The sequence below is a fragment of the Paraburkholderia sp. LEh10 genome, from assembly GCF_017814945.1.
Taxonomy (GTDB): Bacteria; Pseudomonadota; Gammaproteobacteria; order Burkholderiales; family Burkholderiaceae; genus Paraburkholderia.
The window spans coordinates 19,328-37,162 of record NZ_JAGIPX010000061.1 but is presented as its reverse complement, the minus strand read 5'-3'; the positions used below and the strand labels follow the sequence as shown (position 1 = coordinate 37,162).

Sequence of the window (17,835 nt, the reverse complement as noted above, 5' to 3'; positions counted from 1 at the left end):
GCGCCCTATTTGGCCTTTAGACGCCAGAGAGAGGTGACTTCGGCGGCACGCGCGGTGTGCAGTGGGTCGGTGGCGTCCGTCGCCTTCGGATGGCGCGGCCGGATGTCCTCGCGCCCCGCGACGACGAGGCCCGCGTTGCCGATTGCGGCCAGCAGCCAGTCGCGCGTGCGCATACCCAGATGCTCCGCGAAGTCCGACAGGATCAGCCAGCCCTCGCCGCCCGGATCGAGATGATCGGCGAGCCCGTTCAGAAAACCGAGCAGCATGCGGTTCTCGTAGTCATACACCGCGTTTTCGATCGGCGATGCCGGGCGCGCAGGCACCCACGGCGGATTGCAGACGACAAGCGGCGCACGCCCTTCCGGAAACAGATCGGCAGCGATGATCTCAACCTGCCTGTCATAGCCGAGCCGCGTGAGGTTCGCATGCGCGCAGACTAGCGCGCGTGGATCCTGGTCGGTTGCGACGATGCGCTTGACGCCGCGCTTCGCGAGCACGGCTGACAACACGCCCGTACCGACGCCGATATCGAATGCCTTCTCCTGCGACGGTAGCGGCGTTCGCGCGACGAGATCGACATACTCGCCTCGCACGGGCGAGAACACGCCGTAGTGCGGATGGATGCGTGCCTCGAGCGCAGGAATCTCGACGCCCTTCTTGCGCCATTCGTGCGCGCCGACCAGGCCGAGCAGCTCACGCAGCGAGACGACCGACGGCTCGCCGGTCGGCGGCCCGTAGACTTCTTCGCATGCCTGCTGGACGTTGGGCGCGCGGCGCAACGGAATCGCGTAGTCGCCTTCGAGCGGAATCAGCAGCATGCCGAGCGTGCGGGCCTTCTGTGATTGGGCTTGCCGATGCAGATTGAACGCGTCCAGTGGATTCGCGGCCTGCTTGCGCGGCTTGCGCTCCAGGCGGCGAGTCATCGCCTGCAACAACTGACGCGCGTTCTGGAAATCCCCGCGCCAGAGCAGCGCCGTGCCCTCGCAGGCGAGGCGATAGGCGGCGTCGGCGGTTGTGCGGTCGTCGGCGATCACGACGCGTTTGGCGGGCGCAACGGCGGCTTCGGAGCGCCAGCGGGCGGAGTGCGGGCCGTCAGCTTCGGGCCAGGTGAGGATCGGGGGCGTGGTCATGGGTACGGTATTGTGCGGCGAAAGGCGATGCATCGGTCGAGATGCGCAACGCGGCTTCGCGCTTCGATGCCCATATTGTATTGAACGTTCTGGCGAGGGCGCGTGCCGCGACTGTCGATGCTTCGCTGGAAACCACTGGGCCGCAAAAACAAAACGGGCCACGCGATATGCGTGACCCGTTTCTTGATACTGGTGCCGGCTGCAGGACTCGAACCCGCCACCTGATGATTACAAATCAACTGCTCTACCAGATGAGCTAAGCCGGCGTGAGAACGCGATTCTACTTCATTTCACGACTTTGAGGTGGCCTCTTCCGCCACCTTTTGTTCCATCGTCGTCGGGACGCGGTTCATCGTCGGTTTCGCTGACTTTTTCCGCCGCCTGAGGCGCCGCTTCCGGCTCGTCGGCGATGACGCTTTCATCGTCCTCGGAATCCGTCGCCTCGCCCCCCGCCGATTCGACCGGGAACGCCATCCCCTGCCCGTTCTCGCGTGCGTAGATGGCGAGCACGTTCGCCACCGGCACCTCGATCTTGTGCGACTTGCCCGAGAACCTCGCGTGGAACTCGATCCACTCGTTGCCCATCTGCAGCTGGCTCGTCGCCTCGAAGCTGATGTTCAATACGATCTCGTTGTCGCGCACGAACTGGCGCGGCACGCGCGTCTGGTTATCGACACGCACCGCGATATGCGGCGTAAAGCCGTTATCGGTACACCATTCGTAGAGCGCGCGCAGCAGGTACGGCTTCGTGGAAATCTCTTGCATCAACTGTCCTTTTGCCCGGCAGGCGCGTGAGCCGAATCCCACGCGCCGCGCCCGAAGCGAATCTCAAACTCAGCGGCGCATCACCTTTTCCGACGGCGTCAGCGCTTCGATATAAGCCGGACGGCTGAAAATACGCTCCGCGTACTTCATTAGCGGCGCAGCGTTCTTCGACAGCTCGATACCGTAATGATCCAGACGCCACAGCAGCGGCGCGATCGCGACGTCGAGCATCGAGAACTCCTCGCCGAGCATGTACTTGTTCTTCAGGAAGATCGGCGCGAGCTGCGTCAGGCGATCGCGGATCGCGAGACGCGCCTTCTCGTGATTCTTCTCCGCGGCCTTGCCCTTTTCGTTTTCGAGCGTGCCGACGTGGACGAACAGTTCCTTTTCGAAGTTCAACAGGAACAGACGCGCGCGAGCACGCTGAACGGGATCGGCCGGCATTAGCTGCGGATGGGGGAAGCGTTCGTCGATGTACTCGTTGATGATGTTCGATTCGTACAGGATCAGATCCCGTTCGACGAGGATCGGCACCTGACCATACGGATTCATTACGGCGATGTCTTCCGGTTTGTTGAACAGGTCGACATCGCGGATTTCGAAGTCCATGCCCTTTTCGAACAACACCAGCCGGCAGCGCTGGGAGAACGGGCAAGTAGTGCCGGAATACAGAACCATCATGTTTGCGTTTCCTCAAAAAACTTAAAGGGCCAGCGAGTGGGAAAAACCGTCCTGCAGGTCTTCCCTTGCGCCGGCCCCACACCAGTTACGGCGTGACTATTTGATATCTTTCCAGTACGCGGCGTTCAGTCGCCAGGCTAAAAAGCTCAGAACGCCTAGGAACAGCAGCACCCAAACCCCGAGTTGACGACGGGTTTTCTGCGTCGGTTCGGACATCCATGACAGGTACGACACGAGGTCGGCCACAGCAGAATCATAATCTACCGGCGACAACGTACCCGGCGTGATCTGCTGGTATCCCACGAACTTCCTGACCTTTTCCTTCGTGTTCTCGTCGATTTCGTCTTTGAACTTCGCTGTGCGTTGCCCCTGAAGCTGCCACAACACGTGAGGCATGCCCACGTTCTCAAACACTATATTGTTCCAGCCAGTCGGCCGTGTGTCATCGCGGTAGAAACCGCGCAAATACGTGTACAGCCAGTCACGATTTTTCGCGCGCGCTTCCACCGACAGATCCGGCGGCGACGCGCCGAACCACGCTTTCGCGTCATCGGGGCGCATGGCGACCGTCATTGTGTTGCCAACTTTATCTGTCGTGAACAACAGGTTTTTTTCAATTTCCTTCTGCCCGATGCCGATATCCTGCAATCTGCTGTAGCGCATTAGGCTCGCACTGTGGCAATTCAGGCAGTAGTTTACAAACAATTGGGCGCCGTGCTGCAACGAGGCAATATTGTCCGCGCTGTCGGGCGCACGGTCGAGCGGAAATTCGCCTTCCGCGCGAACCGGCATCGCGGACAGCGCCAGCACGGTCGCACCGAGCAGCGCGAGCGTCGAAAGCAGTTTTTTCATCTTCGTTCTCTCCTGGCTCTCGGTTAGTGGGGCTTGAACCGCACTCGTTCGGGCGGCTGCTTGAATCGCCCAAGCGGCGTCCAGAACGGCATGCCGAGGAAGAACGCGAAGTAGATCAGCGCGCAAATCTGCGCAATCAGCGTGGCCGCGGGCGACGGCGGCCTCGTGCCGAGGAACGCCAGCGTCAGGAAGGCCAGCACGAAGATCGCGTAAAAGGCCTTGTGGAAGAACGGCCGGTAGCGGATCGACTTCACCGGCGACCGGTCGAGCCACGGCAGGAAGAACAGCGATACGACCGCGCTGCCCATCACCACGACGCCCCAGAACTTCGATTCCGTGAACGCCATCGCGAGGATCACGAGAATGGCGAGCACGGGCAGGCCGAGCTTCCACTTGCCGCGCGCGCGGATCAGCGCGAACAGGCCGAGCAGGCCGATCACGATCATCAGCACGATCTTGAATGGATCGGTGGTGGCGCGCAGCATCGCGTAGAACGCGGTGAAGTACCAGACAGGCGCGATCTCCGGCGGCGTCTGAAGCGGATTGGCCGGGATGAAGTTGTTCGCTTCGAGGAAGTAGCCGCCCATCTCCGGCGCAAAGAAGATGATCGCCGCAAACACGATCAGGAAGATGCACACGCCCATGAAGTCGTGCACAGAGTAGTACGGATGAAACGGAATGCCGTCGAGCGGAATGCCATTTGCGTCCTTCTTTGCCTTGATTTCGATGCCGTCCGGGTTGTTCGACCCCACTTCATGCAGTGCGACGATGTGCACGAACACGAGCAGCAGCAACACGAGCGGAATCGCAATCACATGAAACGCGAAAAAGCGGTTCAGCGTGACGTCCGACACGACATAGTCGCCGCGAATCCACAGCGACAGGTCAGGGCCGATGAACGGAATCGCCGAAAACAGGTTCACGATCACCTGCGCGCCCCAGTACGACATCTGGCCCCAAGGCAGCAGGTAGCCGAAGAACGCCTCCGCCATCAGGCTCAGGAAGATCGCGCAACCGAAGATCCAGACCAGCTCGCGCGGCTTGCGGTACGAGCCATACAACAGCCCGCGGAACATATGCAGATACACGACGACGAAGAACATCGACGCGCCCGTCGAGTGCATGTAGCGGATCAGCCAGCCCCACGGCACCTCGCGCATGATGTACTCGACCGACGCGAACGCGAGCGTCGCATCGGGCTTGTAGTTCATCGTCAGAAAGATGCCGGTGACGATCTGGTTGACGAGCACCAGCAGCGCAAGCGAGCCGAAGAAGTACCAGAAGTTGAAGTTCTTCGGCGCGTAATACTCGGAGACGTGAGCCTTCCAGGTCGCCGTCATCGGAAAGCGGCGATCGATCCAGCCGGTCAGTCCTGCCGTTTCCACCTCTTTTTCGGTTGTCGCCATTACGCTTCTCCTTTCTCGTCCTTGCCGATCACGAGCGTGGTGCCGGTGATCATATAAGGCGGGATATCGAGGTTTTGCGGCGCAGGTTTGTTCTTGAAGACGCGGCCGGCCATGTCGTAGGTCGAGCCGTGGCAGGGACAGAGAAAACCGCCGGGCCAGTCGTCGGGAAGGTTCGACTGCGCGCCTTCCTGGAAGCGCGGCGTCGGCGTGCAGCCCAGATGGGTGCATACCGCGACGGCAACGAAGAGGTTCTTGTGATCGGGCCTGGAGCGGAACTCGTTCTTGCAGTAGTCCGGCTCGGGCATCGAAAACGGGTTCCTGGTCTGTGGGTCAGCGACTTCCTTGTCGGCCTTCTGGACGTCGGCGAGCATTCTGTCCGTGCGGTTGATGATCCATACGGGTTTGCCGCGCCACGCGACGGTGAGCATGTCTCCGGGCTTCAGGTTGGAGATATCGACTTCGACGGGCGCGCCCGCCGCTTTGGCTTTTTCGGATGGTGCAAATGAACTAACAAAGGGTACGACGGTGGCGACACCTCCGATGCCACCTGCTACGGTCGTCGCAATCAGCCAGGAACGGCGGCTGCCGTCGACGCGTTCATCTTCCTTGTCTCGCATCACACGCCCCACTTCTGAGTTGGATTTTCCTTCACGTCGGGTCTACCGCCGCTAGTTTGCTCGAATGGAGTCGGCATTTACAAGGGCCGATTGCCACAATCCGTGCGAAGCCATTGATAAATCAGGGTTTTCCCGCACGAATCGCAAACCTTTTTGCGGCTTTTATTAAGCATTTCCTCCGTTTTCCGAACCTTTTTGTCGCTTAATTCGGGCAGTTGTCATACTGGATTATGAATATCGATAAACAGGTGCTCGAGTTCGAACTGCTCGGACAGGTGCGCGCCCAGCGCCTGCACGCCGTACCGCTCGGTCGCGTGATGTCCCGCCGAAACGAACGCGACGCCGCTCTCCGCCGACATATGCGTGATCGGCTCGGAAATCTCGCCGGTCAGATAGACGTCCGCGCCGGCCTCGATGGCCGCCTCGAAATAGCCTTGCGCGGCGCCCGTGCACCATGCGACCCGCCGTAATTCCCGGTCGGAATCGCCGAGCACCAGAGGTGCGCGAGCAAGCGTATGCTCGATTTGTGCGGCAAAGTGCGCGAGCGTGATCGGCATCGGCAGCGTGCTCATCCAGCCGATGTCGTTGTCGCCGAAGCGCGATTCACCGATCAGGCCGAGCCTCGCGCCGAGCTGCGCGTTGTTGCCGTAGATGGGGTGGTCGTCGAGTGGCAAATGAAAGGCGAACAGATTCAGGTCGTTGGCGAGCAGCGCCTTGAGCCGCTGGTATTTACGGCCGGTGATCTGCGGCTGCTCGTTGCGCCAGAAGTAGCCGTGATGGACCAGCACGGCATCGGCGCCCCACTCCAGCGCCCCCTCCAGAAAGGCCAGCGACGCCGTCACCCCCGTCGCGATTTTCTCGATCTTGCGCCGCCCTTCGACCTGCAGACCGTTCGGGCAGTAGTCCTTGAAGCGCGAAGTTTCAAGGAGATTGTTCAAGTACAATTCGAGTTCGATCCGATCCATATCCACCTCTAATTTTCAGATGCTCAGACGCTTTTGGCTGTTCTTCGCCCAGGCGGTGACCGTGCTGCTGGCGCTGATGTTCATCATTGCGACCCTCAAACCGCAATGGCTGCAGCGTCAAGGGCAGTTCGGCAAGCAGCTGGCCGAGCCGATCGTCGCGCTGCGAGAGGTGGCTCCCGGGATCGGCAGCGGCGGCGCTGTCCAGAATTCCTATGCCGATGCGGCTCAAAAGGCGATGCCCGCCGTCGTCAACGTGTTTTCCAGCAAGGACGGATCGCTTCCACCCGACCCGCGCGCCAAAGACCCGCTGTTTCGCTATTTCTTCGGCGACAAGAACAAAAAGCAGCAAGAGCAACCCGCGGCCAACCTCGGCTCGGGAGTTATCGTGAGTTCGGAAGGTTACATTCTAACGAACCAGCACGTCGTCGACGGCGCCAATCAGATCGAAATCGCGCTCGCGGACGGCCGCACGGCCAACGCGAAGGTGATTGGCGTCGACCCCGAAACCGATCTCGCCGTGCTCAAGGTCAACATGACCAATCTGCCTACGATCACGCTCGGCCGCATGGACCAGACGCGCGTGGGCGACGTGGTGCTCGCGATCGGCAATCCGTTCGGCGTCGGGCAAACGGTGACGATGGGCATCGTCAGCGCGCTAGGCCGTAATCACCTCGGCATCAATACGTTCGAAAACTTCATCCAGACCGATGCGCCGATCAATCCCGGCAATTCGGGCGGCGCGCTCGTCGACGTGAACGGCAACCTGCTCGGCATCAACACGGCGATCTATTCGCGTTCAGGCGGCTCGCTCGGCATCGGTTTCGCGATTCCCGTGTCGACGGCGCGCAGCGTGCTGGAGAGCATCATCACGACGGGCACGGTGACGCGGGGCTGGATCGGCGTCGAGCCGCAGGACGTGACACCCGAGATCGCCGAATCGTTCGGGCTGGATCAGAAGTCGGGCGCAATCGTCGCGGGCGTCCTGAAGGGCGGCCCCGCTGACAAGGCCGGCATCAAGCCGGGCGACATCCTCGTGTCGGTCAACGGGCAGGACATCACTGATACCACGCGGCTTCTGAACGTCATCGCGCAGATCAAGCCCGGCACCGATGCGAAGGTGCATCTCGTGCGCAAGAACAAGGAAATGGACCTGACCGTGATGATCGGCAAGCGCCCGCCGCCGCCGAAGCAGCCTTCCGACGAAGGCGACGATGAAGACGGCGGTTGAGCAGCAAGCAGCCGCAACAAGGCGCGATGCAAATGGATGGCGCGTCAGGCGGGGGCACGCAAACACCGTCAATGCAAACAAAAAGGGCAGTCTCCGTTGGAGCACTGCCCTTTTCGTTGCCCGTGCGATTCGAAACGCGCCCTCTCAACTCGCCGCGTTGCCCTCGTTCTCGGCCGTTGCGACTGGCTTGCTGACGAACAGCCGCGCCGCGATGATGCCCGCCTCGTACAGCACGATCAGCGGAATCGCGAGAATCAGCTGCGAGAACACGTCCGGCGGCGTCACCACAGCCGAAATGACGAACGCGCCGACGATCACATAAGGACGGATTTCCTTGAGTTTCTTCACCGTCAGCACGCCCATGCGCACGAGCAGCACGACGACGATGGGCACTTCGAACGTCACGCCGAACGCGATGAACATCGTCAGCACGAAGCTCAGGTAATTGTCGATATCCGTCGTCATTTCCGCGCCGAGCGGTGCGTTGTAGTGCGCCATCACGCGAAAAATGGTCGGAAAGACGACGAAATAGGCAAACGCCATGCCGCACAGGAACAGCGTATAGCTGCTGCCAACCAGCGGCCCAACCAGCTTCTTCTCATGCTGATAAAGCCCCGGCGCGACGAACGCCCAGATCTGATACAGCACGAACGGCAGCGCAATCACGAAGGCGACCAGCATCGTCACCTTCATCGGCACGAAGAACGACCCTGTGACGTCGGTGACGATCATCTTGCCGTCCTTCGGCAGATTGTTCATCAGCGGACGCGCGAGCAGCCGGAAGATGTCCGGCGCCCAGTAGACGAGCCCGACGAACACGACGATCACCGAAATGCCCGCGCGGATGATGCGGTCGCGCAGTTCGACGAGATGCGAGATGAAGGTCTCTTCAGTGCCTTCGTTCTGGTTTTGGGGGTCGCTCACACCGGCCCTCGGTTAGAGATTGATGCGCGTGACATCGGAAGATCAGAGAAAGCGTGTAGGACGACGCATGCTCACGGGCGTATGCCGCGCGACGCGCGCCGCCCCCGATTGCACGCGCGTGCGTCGCAAGGTGGCGTGCTTGTACCAGGCGGGCGTGGCCGTCTGCTTGACACGCCAGTTCTTGCGCTTCGGCGTTGCCGCACTGGTGTTGCGCCAGGCAAAGCCGTCCGTCGAGGCCGCGCCAGACGCGTCCGCTGTCGACGAGGCAAGGCTGTCCGCCGCGCCGCCCGCTATGCTCGGCGACGTCGACGTGCCCTGCGCCCACGCTTCGTTCAGTTCGGCTTCGTGTTTGCGCAGATTTTCCTGAATCGAGCTTTCGACGTTTTGTGCCGCCGACGCGAACTCGGTCTTCATGCGGCGCAACTCGTCGAGCTCGATTTCACGCGTAACTTCGGCCTTCACGTCGTTGATATAGCGTTGCGCACGGCCAAACAGCGCGCCTGCCGTGCGGGCCACGCGCGGCAAACGCTCCGGGCCGAGCACGACCAGCGCGACCACGCCGATCAACGCCATCTTGGTCAAACCGAGGTCCAGCATGGAGTGGCCTTCCCGTCAGTACGCGCCGGTCAGCGCAAGCGTCGGCTGGCGCCGGATTAGCGGGAATCGCCGGAATGCGGCGCCTTTTCCTTTGCGTCGACATCGACGGTATTCGTGCGCGACAGCTGATCGCGCTGCGGCGCATCGGGCGTCTCGCCGTCCTTCATTCCTTCCTTGAAGCCCTTTACCGCGCCGCCCAGATCGCTGCCGATATTGCGCAGCTTCTTCGTGCCAAACACCAATGCGACGATCAGCAGGACGATCAGCCAATGCCAAATGCTCAATGAACCCATGAAAAATCTCCTTAGCCCCCAGGCGCCGCATATCCATGCGACGGCTCGTATGCCTTGCGGCGTGAATTGAAGCGCGCCTGAACGCACTCCGTCTATGAAACTCGCGTCGACGCCCGGAAATTGCGTCAGCGCCGCTTGATTCCATTATGGACATGTCCGCGAGTCACTGTCGTTACATCCCCATTAAACAGCGGCGCCCCATGCAAGGACCGCCCTGTGCGCAGTAAAAGTGCATGCGGCGAATCTTTGTCGATCTGCGTCCCGCGGAATGTGCGGCAGCGCGCGCAGCCTGCCGGGGACCGCGTTCAACCCATGCGCAGCCACGGGCGCGGCCCGGCCAGCAAATGCGCGTGCAAGTGATAGACCTCCTGTCCGCCACCCGGCCCCGTATTGATGACCGTCCGGAAACCCGTCTGGCCACCCTTGTATGCGACGCCCAGTTGTTCTGCGAGACGAGCGACCAATACCAGCATTTTACCAAGCAGAGCGGCGTCCCCTTCGGTGCAGTTCGACAGCGTTTCGATGTGCTTGCGCGGGATCACGAGCACATGGGTCTCGGCGGCCGGGCGGATGTCGCGGAACGCGACAAACTCGGCGTCTTCATGGACTTTCGTCGACGGGATTTCGCCCGCCGCAATCTTGCAGAAAAGGCAGTTCGGATCGTGGCTCATGGTCTACGTGGACGGCGATCGCTGCACGCGCCGGACTTGGCGATGGTCAGAACCAGCCGCGTGGATTCGTAAGCGGCTTGTTGTCGTACAGATACAGCCAGCCTTTGATGATACGGTACAACGTCCATATCGCGACAGCCCACAGAATGGGCACGCCGATCAGCACGATAAACAGTGCGACGCCGATCAGATGCCCGATCAGCCCCATCCAGAACGTGCGAATCTGCCATTCGAAATGCGCCTCGTAGGGCGTGCCGACGGTTTCCGAGCGCTTGATGTAGTTGAGGATGATCGCGATCAGCACCGAAATCCCGCCCGTCAGCCAGTACACGGCATAAAGCGCATAGATGATGTGTGTCAGCGTGCGCAGCCCGCGCTGCCGGTCGATCTCGATGGCGTTCTGATACGACGGTGGCGGATATCCGCCGTGCGACTGTTCCATGCTTGCGTCCTCCTCGAGGTGCGAATGGACTTGTTGCTGTGCCGAACCTGCCTCGCCTGATATCAACCGAACCTGAGCCTGCCGACGCCGGCTGGCTCAGTCGCCGTTCTGCTCGCGCTCGCGGCTCTTGCGCAGCGCCTTTTCCTCGATGCCCGACAGCCCTTCGCGGCGCTCCAGCTCGGCGAGCACGTCCGCCGGATTCAGATCGAAGTGCGACAGCATCACGAGACAATGAAACCACAGGTCGGCCACTTCACTGACGAGCGCCTTGCGTTCCGCGCCGAGGCGCACGTCCTTCGCGGCGAGCACGACCTCCGTCGCTTCCTCGCCGATCTTTTTCAGCACCGCGTCGTCGCCCTTGTGGAACAGGCGCGACACGTAGGAAACGTCGGGATCGCCGCCCTTGCGGCTATCGATGACGGCGGCGAGGCGGGCAAGCGTATCGGCCGTCGATTGCGAATTTTGCGTCATTTGTAGATATGTTCGGGGTCTTTCAACACGGGTTCGACGGCAACCCAACTGCCGGAATCGACGGAGCCTTCGAATTTCTGGAAAAAGCACGAATGCCGGCCCGTGTGGCACGCGATGCCCGACACCTGTTCGACCTTCAGCAACACGACGTCTTCGTCGCAGTCGATGCGCACTTCATGCACGCGCTGTACATGGCCCGACTCCTCGCCCTTGAACCACAGACGCTGGCGCGAGCGCGAAAAATAGACCGCGCGGCCCGTTTCGATCGTCTTCGAAAGCGCTTCGCGATTCATCCACGCGAACATCAGCACGTCGTTGGTCGACGCTTCCTGCGCGATCACGGGCACGAGGCCGTTCGCGTCCCACTTCACCTTGTCGAGCCAACTGACTTCAGACGGATTCACCACGTTACAACCTCACTGAAATGCCCTGCTCGGCCATGAAATGCTTCGCTTCGCCGACGGTGTGTTCGCCATAGTGAAAGATGCTTGCGGCCAGCACGGCATCCGCCCGGCCTTCCTTGATACCGTCGGCGAGATGCTGCAGCGTGCCCACGCCGCCCGACGCGATCACGGGAACAGGCACGGCATCCGACACCGCGCGCGTCAGCGCAAGGTCGAAGCCGCTTTTCGTACCGTCGCGGTCCATGCTCGTCAGCAGGATTTCGCCCGCTCCGAGGTCGGACATCCTGCGCGCCCATTCGACGGCATCGAGCCCCGTCGCCTTGCGGCCGCCGTGCGTGAACACTTCCCAGCGCGGCGTTTCGCCTTCTGCTGACACGCGCTTCGCGTCGATGGCGACGACGATGCACTGCGAGCCGTATTTGTCGGTCGAATCGCGCACGAGTTGCGGATTCGCGACGGCCGACGAGTTCATGCTGACCTTGTCCGCGCCCGCGTTCAGCAGGCGGCGGACGTCTTCGACGGCGCGCACGCCGCCGCCCACCGTCAGCGGAATGAATACCTGCGAAGCAACCGCCTCGATGATGGGAAGGATCAGGTCGCGCTGATCGGAGGTCGCCGTGATGTCGAGGAACGTGAGTTCGTCTGCACCCTGCTCGTCGTAACGGCGCGCAATTTCGACGGGATCGCCCGCGTCGCGCAGCTCGACGAAATTGACGCCCTTGACCACGCGGCCAGCCGTGACGTCCAGACAGGGGATGATGCGTTTAGCTAAAGCCATGATCTTGCCAGTTCTTGCCAATACCGCTGGTGAGGCCGCTCGCCCGTCAGCCAGTTGCTGGGGGAGCGGCGCTGGGCCGGCACGCCGGATGTCGCGGGAGGCGCGCCTGAAACGTCAGGCACGCTGCGCGCTCAGGCGTCGTCCGATTCGCGCAAGCGGTCCGCGTGCGTTTGCGCCGCGGCAAAGTCCAGGTCGCCCGAGTAAATCGCGCGGCCGCAGATCACGCCTTCGATTCCCTCGTCTTCCACTTCGCACAGCGCTTCGATATCGCCCAGATTCGACAGGCCGCCGCTCGCGATGACCGGAATCTTGACGGCGCGCGCAAGGCGCACCGTCGCCTCGATATTGATGCCCTGGAGCATGCCGTCGCGGCCAATGTCCGTATAGATGATCGACTCGCAGCCGTAGTCTTCGAACTTGCGCGCGAGATCGGCCACTTCATGGCCCGTCAGCTTGCTCCAGCCGTCCGTGGCCACTTTGCCGTCCTTCGCGTCGAGGCCGACGATGATATGCCCGCCGAATGCCGTGCACGCTTCGAGCAGGAAGCCCGGATTCTTCACTGCCGCCGTGCCGATGATCACGTACTCGAGGCCGTCGTCCAGGTAGCGTTCGATCGTGTTCAGGTCGCGGATGCCGCCGCCCAGCTGCACGGGAATCTCGCCGCCGACTTCTTCGATGATCGCGCGAATCGCGTCTTCGTTCTTCGGCTTGCCGGCAAATGCGCCATTCAGGTCGACGAGGTGCAGGCGCCGCGCGCCACGGTCGACCCAATGTCGGGCCATCACCGCCGGTTTCTCGTGGAAAATCGTCGCCTGGTCCATATCGCCCTGTTTGAGGCGTACACACTGACCGTCTTTCAGGTCGATGGCGGGGATCAGCAGCATAGCAATCGGGTGTTGTCTGGGAAAAAGTTGAAGTTCGGCTGGCGGGAAAACCGGCTGCGGCCCGCGCCAGGCCGTTCCGCTAGTTTAGTACATGTCTTTCGGCGACCTTGCCAACGGGTTTCCGGTGCGCGTGCACCTGAACGAGGCAGTGGAAGCGGATAGAGAACATGGACGGTTAAAGAGGCTGACGAAAGCGATTAGGGATTCCAGTGCACGAAGTTGCGATACACGCGCAAGCCCGCGTCGGCGCTCTTTTCCGGGTGGAATTGGGTCGCAAAAATGTTATCCCGCGCCACCGCCGAGGTAAAGGGCACACCGTACACCGTTTCGCCGGACGTATGCGCTGCGTTTTCCGGCACCACGTAATAGCTGTGCACGAAATAAAAGAACGCGTTGTCGGCGACGCCGTCCCAAAGCGGGTGGTGCTGCGCCTGGCGCACGCGGTTCCAGCCCATCTGCGGCACCTTGAAGCGCGAGCCGTCGTCCTGCAGCTGGCCTTCCAGATCGAAGCGCACGACCTTGCCGGGCAACACGCCGAGGCCCTTCGTGTCGCCCTCCGCGCTCCAGTCGAACAGCATCTGCTCGCCGACGCACACACCCATCAGCGGCTTGTTGCGCGACGCTTCAACGACAGCGTCCTGCAAGCCGGATTCGCCGAGCGAGCGCATGCAGTCGGGCATCGCGCCCTGCCCCGGCAACACGACACGGTCCGCCGCGCGGATGGCCTCAGGCTTGTCGACGATCGCCACGTCCGCTTCCGGCGCGGCCTTCCTCAACGCCTGCGCCACCGAGCGCAGGTTGCCCATTCCGTAATCCACAATCGCAATCGAAGTTTTCATTTCAAGTTAGGCAGCAACGCCTTCAATCCGTCGACGATGAACTCCACCGCCAGCGCCGATAACATCAAACCCATCAACCGCGTGCCGATATTGATTCCCGTCCGCCCGACCCAGCGTGCAATCGGTTCAGCAAGACTCAGCGATCCGAAGCAAAGCGCCGCAATCACAGCGCCGATGACGATCAGACTAATCCGCTCGTACCAATGAGGATAGCTGGCCGAATAGACTAGGACAGTACTGATGGAGCCGGGCCCCGTCAGCAGCGGAATCGCCAGCGGCACGACGGCGATGTTGTCCTTCATCTCGGCTTCGTGGCGCTCCTCCGGCGTCGAGCGGGCATTGCCGACCTGCGCGTTCAGCATACTGATCGACATCAGCAGCATGATGATGCCGCCGCCCACTTCGAGCGCGCCGATCGAAATGCCGAAAAAGCGGATGATCTGCTGCCCCAGCAGCGTCGTCACCGCGATCACGCAGAACACCGAAATCGATGCAACACGAATCGTACGGCGCTGTTCGGCGACCGTTTGCTGCGACGTCAGGCTCAGAAAGAACGGTATCGCGCCGACGGGGTTGATCAACGCCAGCAGCGAAATAAACGACTTGATGATGTCCATCTCAAGCCGGCCACGCGACGCGCAACCGGTCCTTTGGGTGGCATTGGTGGCTTTTGGGCGCTCAGAGACTGCCCTTGGTCGACGGAATTTGCCCCGCCGCGCGCTCGTCCAGTTCGACGGCCATGCGCAGCGCGCGGCCGAACGCCTTGAACACCGTTTCCATCTGATGATGCGCGTTCAGACCGCGCAAGTTGTCGATATGCAGCGTAACGCCGGCATGATTCACGAAGCCGCGGAAAAATTCGATCGACAGATCGACATCGAACGTGCCGATGCGCGCGCGCGTGAACGGCACGTGGAATTCGAGGCCCGGACGGCCGGAGAAATCGATCACCACGCGCGACAGCGCTTCGTCGAGGGGCACGTAGGAGTGACCGTAGCGGCGAATGCCCTTCTTGTCGCCGACCGCTTTGGCGACGGCCTGGCCAAGCGTGATGCCGACGTCTTCGACGGTATGGTGATCGTCGATATGCGTATCGCCATGCGCTTCGATGTCCAGATCGATCAGCCCGTGGCGGGCGATCTGGTCGAGCATGTGATCGAGGAACGGCACACCCGTGGCGAGCTTCTGCTGACCGGTGCCGTCCAGGTTGATCTTCACACGGATCTGCGTTTCGCTGGTGTTGCGAACGACTTCCGCAAGGCGCATGGCAATTCCTCGAATCTGACTTGAAAAGGTGGGGTTGAGAAAAGTACTGACGTGCCGCTAGTTCAGCACGAGTTTCAGCGCTTCGAGCATCTGCGCGTTTTCCTCCGGCGAACCAACCGTCAAACGCACGCAGTTCGCGAGCAATGGATGCATTTTACTCACGTTTTTGATCAAAACCCGTGATGTGAGCAGGGTTTCGAATGTCGCGGACGCATCCGGCACGCGCACGAGCAGGAAATTGCCCGCGCTCGGGAACACTTGCGCGCCTGGCAACGCGGCGACGGCCTGGGCCAGTTTCGTGCGCTCGTCGCGCAATTGCCTTGCCTGCGCGTCCAGCACATCGATGTGATCGAGCAGGAAATCGGCCGTCGCCTGCGTCAGCACATTGACGTTGTAGGGCGGGCGCACCTTGTCGAATTCATTGATCCATTCCGTGCGGCCCGCCATGTAGCCAAGACGGATGCCCGCGAGACCCAGCTTCGACACCGTGCGCATCACGACGACATTGTCGAACTCGCCCGCGCGCGGCATCCAGCTCTGCTGCGCGAACGGCTGATATGCCTCGTCGATCACGACGAGGCTCTTGCTCGCTGCAACGATGATGCGCTCCATGTCGGCGGCGTCGTACAGCGTGCCCGTCGGATTGTTCGGATACGCAAGATAGATGACGGCCGGCTGATGCTCGGCGATCGCTGCGAGCAGCGCGTCCGTGTCGAGCGTGAAATCGGCGTTGAGCGGCACGCCGACGAACTCCATATGCGCGAGCTTCGCCGACATCGCGTACATCACGAAGCCCGGCACGGGCGCAAGCACTTTCGCGCCAGGTGTCGAGCACGCGACGGAAATCATGCTGATCAGTTCATCCGAGCCGTTGCCGAGCAGCACCTCGCAATTGACCGGCACGTTCATCACGCGCTTGAGCTTGTCGAGCAGCGCCCCAGGGCGCGGGGCCGGATAGCGGTTCAACGCGACGCCCGCCAGATGCTCGCCGAGTTGCGCGGCGAGCGTGTCGGGCAGCGGAAACGGATTTTCCATCGCATCGAGCTTCACGAGTCCCGTCGAGTCCGGAACGGGATAGCTCGTCATCGCGAGCACGTCGCGGCGAATGATGTCTTGAGGTGTCGTCATGATGGAGGCGCGCCCGCCCTCTCCGGCAGGCGACAGCACAATGGGGCGGCTCGCCGGCCGCCCGGGTTGTCGGGTTATCGATCTGTCCAAAAACGCGGTCTGCGCTGGAACGGGCATGCGCGATACCCGCCTGAAACGGCCGCCCAGCGACGTCAACCCGTGTTTTTCATCCGGTATTCGGCGCTGCGCGCGTGAGCCTGCAGGCCTTCGCCATAGGCAAGTTCCGCGGCGATTTCGCCGAGCGTCTGCGCACCGTCCGCGCTCACTTCGATCAGGCTCGAACGCTTGAAGAAATCATAAACACCGAGCGGCGACGAGAAACGTGCGGTACGAGACGTAGGCAGCACGTGATTTGGCCCCGCACAGTAGTCGCCGAGGCTCTCGCTCGTATAGCGGCCGAGGAAGATCGCGCCCGCGTGACGGATCTGCTGCATCCACTGCTGCGGCTCCAGCGCGGAAATTTCGAGGTGCTCCGGCGCGATGTCGTTGGCGATGGCGCACGCTTGCTCCATATCGCGCACCTTGACGAGCGCGCCGCGCCCTTCGAGCGACGCCTGGATCACGTCGCGGCGCGGCATCGCGGGCAGCAGCTCGTTGACGGCTTCCTCGACGCGCGCGATGAAGCCTTCATCCGGGCACAGCAAAATGGATTGTGCGAGTTCGTCGTGCTCGGCCTGCGAGAACAGGTCCATCGCCACCCAGCGCGGATCGGTCGTGCCGTCGCACAGCACGAGAATTTCCGACGGCCCGGCGATCATGTCGATGCCGACCGTGCCGAACACGCGGCGCTTTGCCGATGCAACATACGCATTGCCCGGGCCGCAGATCTTGTCGACGGCAGGAATGGATTCGGTCCCGTAGGCGAGCGCGCCGACAGCCTGCGCGCCGCCGATCGTGAACACGCGATCGACGCCGCCCAGCAGCGCCGCCGCGAGCACAAGCGGATTCTTCACGCCGTCCGGCGTCGGCACGACCATGACGATCTCGCGCACGCCCGCCACGCGTGCCGGAATCGCGTTCATCAGCACCGACGACGGATACGCAGCCTTGCCGCCCGGCACATAGATGCCCGCGCGATCGAGCGGCGTGACCTTCTGGCCGAGCACGGTGCCGTCGGCCTCCGTGTATTGCCAGCTATGGCTGCCGCATTCGATCTTCTGCTTCTCGTGATAGCCGCGCACGCGCGCCGCCGCCGCTTCGAGCGCGGCGCGGCGCTTCGGTTCGAGCCCTTCGAGCGCGGCTTCGAGTTCCGTCAGCGGCAATTCGAGCGCGGCCACACTGCCGGCGTTCAGCCGGTCGAAACGGTTCGTGTAGTCGAGCACGGCGGCATCGCCGCGCGCCTTCACGTCGGCCAGAATCTGCGCGACCGAGCGCTCGATCGCCTCGTCTTCGCTCGCTTCGAACGCGAGCACCGCATGCAGCGACTTCTGGAAATCTTCAGTGCTGGAATCGAGTTTGCGAATCTTGATAGACATGCTGGTATCCGTTTCGGTA

General features: G+C 61.9%; 22 protein-coding genes and 1 tRNA gene. 1 reads left to right on the top strand and 22 read right to left on the bottom strand.

Annotation, left to right across the window (positions count from 1 at the left end):
• Positions 1-5: 5 nt before the first annotated feature.
• From J8I87_RS34400 to J8I87_RS34365, 8 genes are all read right to left on the bottom strand, one after another.
• On the bottom strand, positions 6-1,130 hold the full coding sequence (locus J8I87_RS34400; RefSeq protein ID WP_209936736.1) for a class I SAM-dependent methyltransferase: 1,125 nt from the start codon (positions 1,128-1,130) through the stop codon (positions 6-8).
• Positions 1,131-1,320: 190 nt separating this feature from the next.
• Positions 1,321-1,396, bottom strand: a tRNA-Thr gene (locus J8I87_RS34395).
• 19 nt (positions 1,397-1,415) lie between these two features.
• Positions 1,416-1,895 (bottom strand): ClpXP protease specificity-enhancing factor, encoded by a 480-nt coding sequence (locus J8I87_RS34390; RefSeq protein ID WP_209936735.1) that lies wholly within the window; start codon positions 1,893-1,895, stop codon positions 1,416-1,418.
• A gap of 69 nt (positions 1,896-1,964) precedes the next feature.
• Positions 1,965-2,576, bottom strand: a complete 612-nt coding sequence (locus tag J8I87_RS34385; RefSeq protein ID WP_006052302.1) for a glutathione S-transferase N-terminal domain-containing protein — start codon at positions 2,574-2,576, stop codon at positions 1,965-1,967.
• 96 nt (positions 2,577-2,672) lie between these two features.
• Positions 2,673-3,428 carry a cytochrome c1 gene (locus J8I87_RS34380; RefSeq protein ID WP_209936734.1) on the bottom strand — a complete coding sequence of 252 codons (756 nt, stop codon included), beginning with the start codon at positions 3,426-3,428 and terminating at the stop codon, positions 2,673-2,675.
• Positions 3,429-3,451: 23 nt separating this feature from the next.
• On the bottom strand, positions 3,452-4,834 hold the full coding sequence (locus J8I87_RS34375; RefSeq protein ID WP_209936732.1) for a cytochrome b: 1,383 nt from the start codon (positions 4,832-4,834) through the stop codon (positions 3,452-3,454).
• A complete protein-coding gene (gene petA, locus J8I87_RS34370) occupies positions 4,834-5,451 on the bottom strand; it encodes a ubiquinol-cytochrome c reductase iron-sulfur subunit (protein WP_209936731.1) in 618 nt (205 codons plus the stop codon). The genes J8I87_RS34375 and petA overlap by 1 nt, the downstream gene beginning before the upstream one ends.
• 218 nt (positions 5,452-5,669) lie before the next feature.
• Complete coding sequence (locus J8I87_RS34365; RefSeq protein ID WP_209936730.1) at positions 5,670-6,416, bottom strand: Nif3-like dinuclear metal center hexameric protein; 747 nt, start codon at positions 6,414-6,416, stop codon at positions 5,670-5,672.
• A 19-nt stretch (positions 6,417-6,435) separates the two neighbouring features.
• Between J8I87_RS34365 and J8I87_RS34360 the strand changes: the two genes are divergently transcribed.
• Entirely contained in the window at positions 6,436-7,644 is a 1,209-nt protein-coding gene (locus J8I87_RS34360; protein ID WP_209936729.1) for a Do family serine endopeptidase, read from the top strand.
• Positions 7,645-7,788: 144 nt separating this feature from the next.
• Here J8I87_RS34360 and tatC read toward each other — a convergent pair whose 3' ends face one another.
• The 14 genes from tatC to hisD form a co-directional block, all read right to left on the bottom strand.
• A complete protein-coding gene (gene tatC / locus J8I87_RS34355) occupies positions 7,789-8,568 on the bottom strand; it encodes a twin-arginine translocase subunit TatC (protein WP_209936728.1) in 780 nt (259 codons plus the stop codon).
• Between the two features lie 42 nt (positions 8,569-8,610).
• A complete protein-coding gene (gene tatB / locus J8I87_RS34350; RefSeq protein WP_209936727.1) occupies positions 8,611-9,165 on the bottom strand; it encodes a Sec-independent protein translocase protein TatB in 555 nt (184 codons plus the stop codon).
• A gap of 56 nt (positions 9,166-9,221) precedes the next feature.
• Positions 9,222-9,458 carry a Sec-independent protein translocase subunit TatA gene (gene tatA, locus J8I87_RS34345; RefSeq protein WP_209936725.1) on the bottom strand — a complete coding sequence of 79 codons (237 nt, stop codon included), beginning with the start codon at positions 9,456-9,458 and terminating at the stop codon, positions 9,222-9,224.
• A gap of 305 nt (positions 9,459-9,763) precedes the next feature.
• Entirely contained in the window at positions 9,764-10,129 is a 366-nt protein-coding gene (locus J8I87_RS34340) for a histidine triad nucleotide-binding protein (RefSeq protein WP_209936724.1), read from the bottom strand.
• Between the two features lie 46 nt (positions 10,130-10,175).
• Entirely contained in the window at positions 10,176-10,571 is a 396-nt protein-coding gene (locus J8I87_RS34335) for a DUF4870 family protein (RefSeq protein ID WP_209936723.1), read from the bottom strand.
• A gap of 96 nt (positions 10,572-10,667) precedes the next feature.
• On the bottom strand, positions 10,668-11,042 hold the full coding sequence (locus J8I87_RS34330; RefSeq protein ID WP_209936722.1) for a phosphoribosyl-ATP diphosphatase: 375 nt from the start codon (positions 11,040-11,042) through the stop codon (positions 10,668-10,670).
• On the bottom strand, positions 11,039-11,449 hold the full coding sequence (gene hisI, locus J8I87_RS34325) for a phosphoribosyl-AMP cyclohydrolase (RefSeq protein WP_209936721.1): 411 nt from the start codon (positions 11,447-11,449) through the stop codon (positions 11,039-11,041). The genes J8I87_RS34330 and hisI overlap by 4 nt, the downstream gene beginning before the upstream one ends.
• 1 nt (position 11,450) lies before the next feature.
• Positions 11,451-12,224, bottom strand: coding sequence for an imidazole glycerol phosphate synthase subunit HisF (gene hisF, locus J8I87_RS34320; RefSeq protein ID WP_209936720.1), 774 nt, complete (start codon positions 12,222-12,224; stop codon positions 11,451-11,453).
• A gap of 131 nt (positions 12,225-12,355) precedes the next feature.
• A complete protein-coding gene (gene hisA, locus J8I87_RS34315) occupies positions 12,356-13,108 on the bottom strand; it encodes a 1-(5-phosphoribosyl)-5-[(5-phosphoribosylamino)methylideneamino]imidazole-4-carboxamide isomerase (RefSeq protein WP_209936719.1) in 753 nt (250 codons plus the stop codon).
• 197 nt (positions 13,109-13,305) lie between these two features.
• Positions 13,306-13,947: an imidazole glycerol phosphate synthase subunit HisH gene (gene hisH / locus J8I87_RS34310; RefSeq protein WP_209936718.1), complete on the bottom strand. Its 642-nt coding sequence runs from the start codon at positions 13,945-13,947 to the stop codon at positions 13,306-13,308.
• Positions 13,944-14,564 carry a MarC family protein gene (locus J8I87_RS34305; protein WP_209936717.1) on the bottom strand — a complete coding sequence of 207 codons (621 nt, stop codon included), beginning with the start codon at positions 14,562-14,564 and terminating at the stop codon, positions 13,944-13,946. Before J8I87_RS34305 ends, hisH begins: the two co-directional genes overlap by 4 nt.
• A gap of 61 nt (positions 14,565-14,625) precedes the next feature.
• Positions 14,626-15,213, bottom strand: a complete 588-nt coding sequence (hisB, locus tag J8I87_RS34300) for an imidazoleglycerol-phosphate dehydratase HisB (protein ID WP_209936716.1) — start codon at positions 15,211-15,213, stop codon at positions 14,626-14,628.
• A 57-nt stretch (positions 15,214-15,270) separates the two neighbouring features.
• Positions 15,271-16,341 carry a histidinol-phosphate transaminase gene (gene hisC, locus J8I87_RS34295; protein WP_209936715.1) on the bottom strand — a complete coding sequence of 357 codons (1,071 nt, stop codon included), beginning with the start codon at positions 16,339-16,341 and terminating at the stop codon, positions 15,271-15,273.
• 152 nt (positions 16,342-16,493) lie between these two features.
• On the bottom strand, positions 16,494-17,816 hold the full coding sequence (gene hisD, locus J8I87_RS34290; RefSeq protein WP_209936714.1) for a histidinol dehydrogenase: 1,323 nt from the start codon (positions 17,814-17,816) through the stop codon (positions 16,494-16,496).
• Between the last annotated feature and the right edge of the window lie 19 nt (positions 17,817-17,835).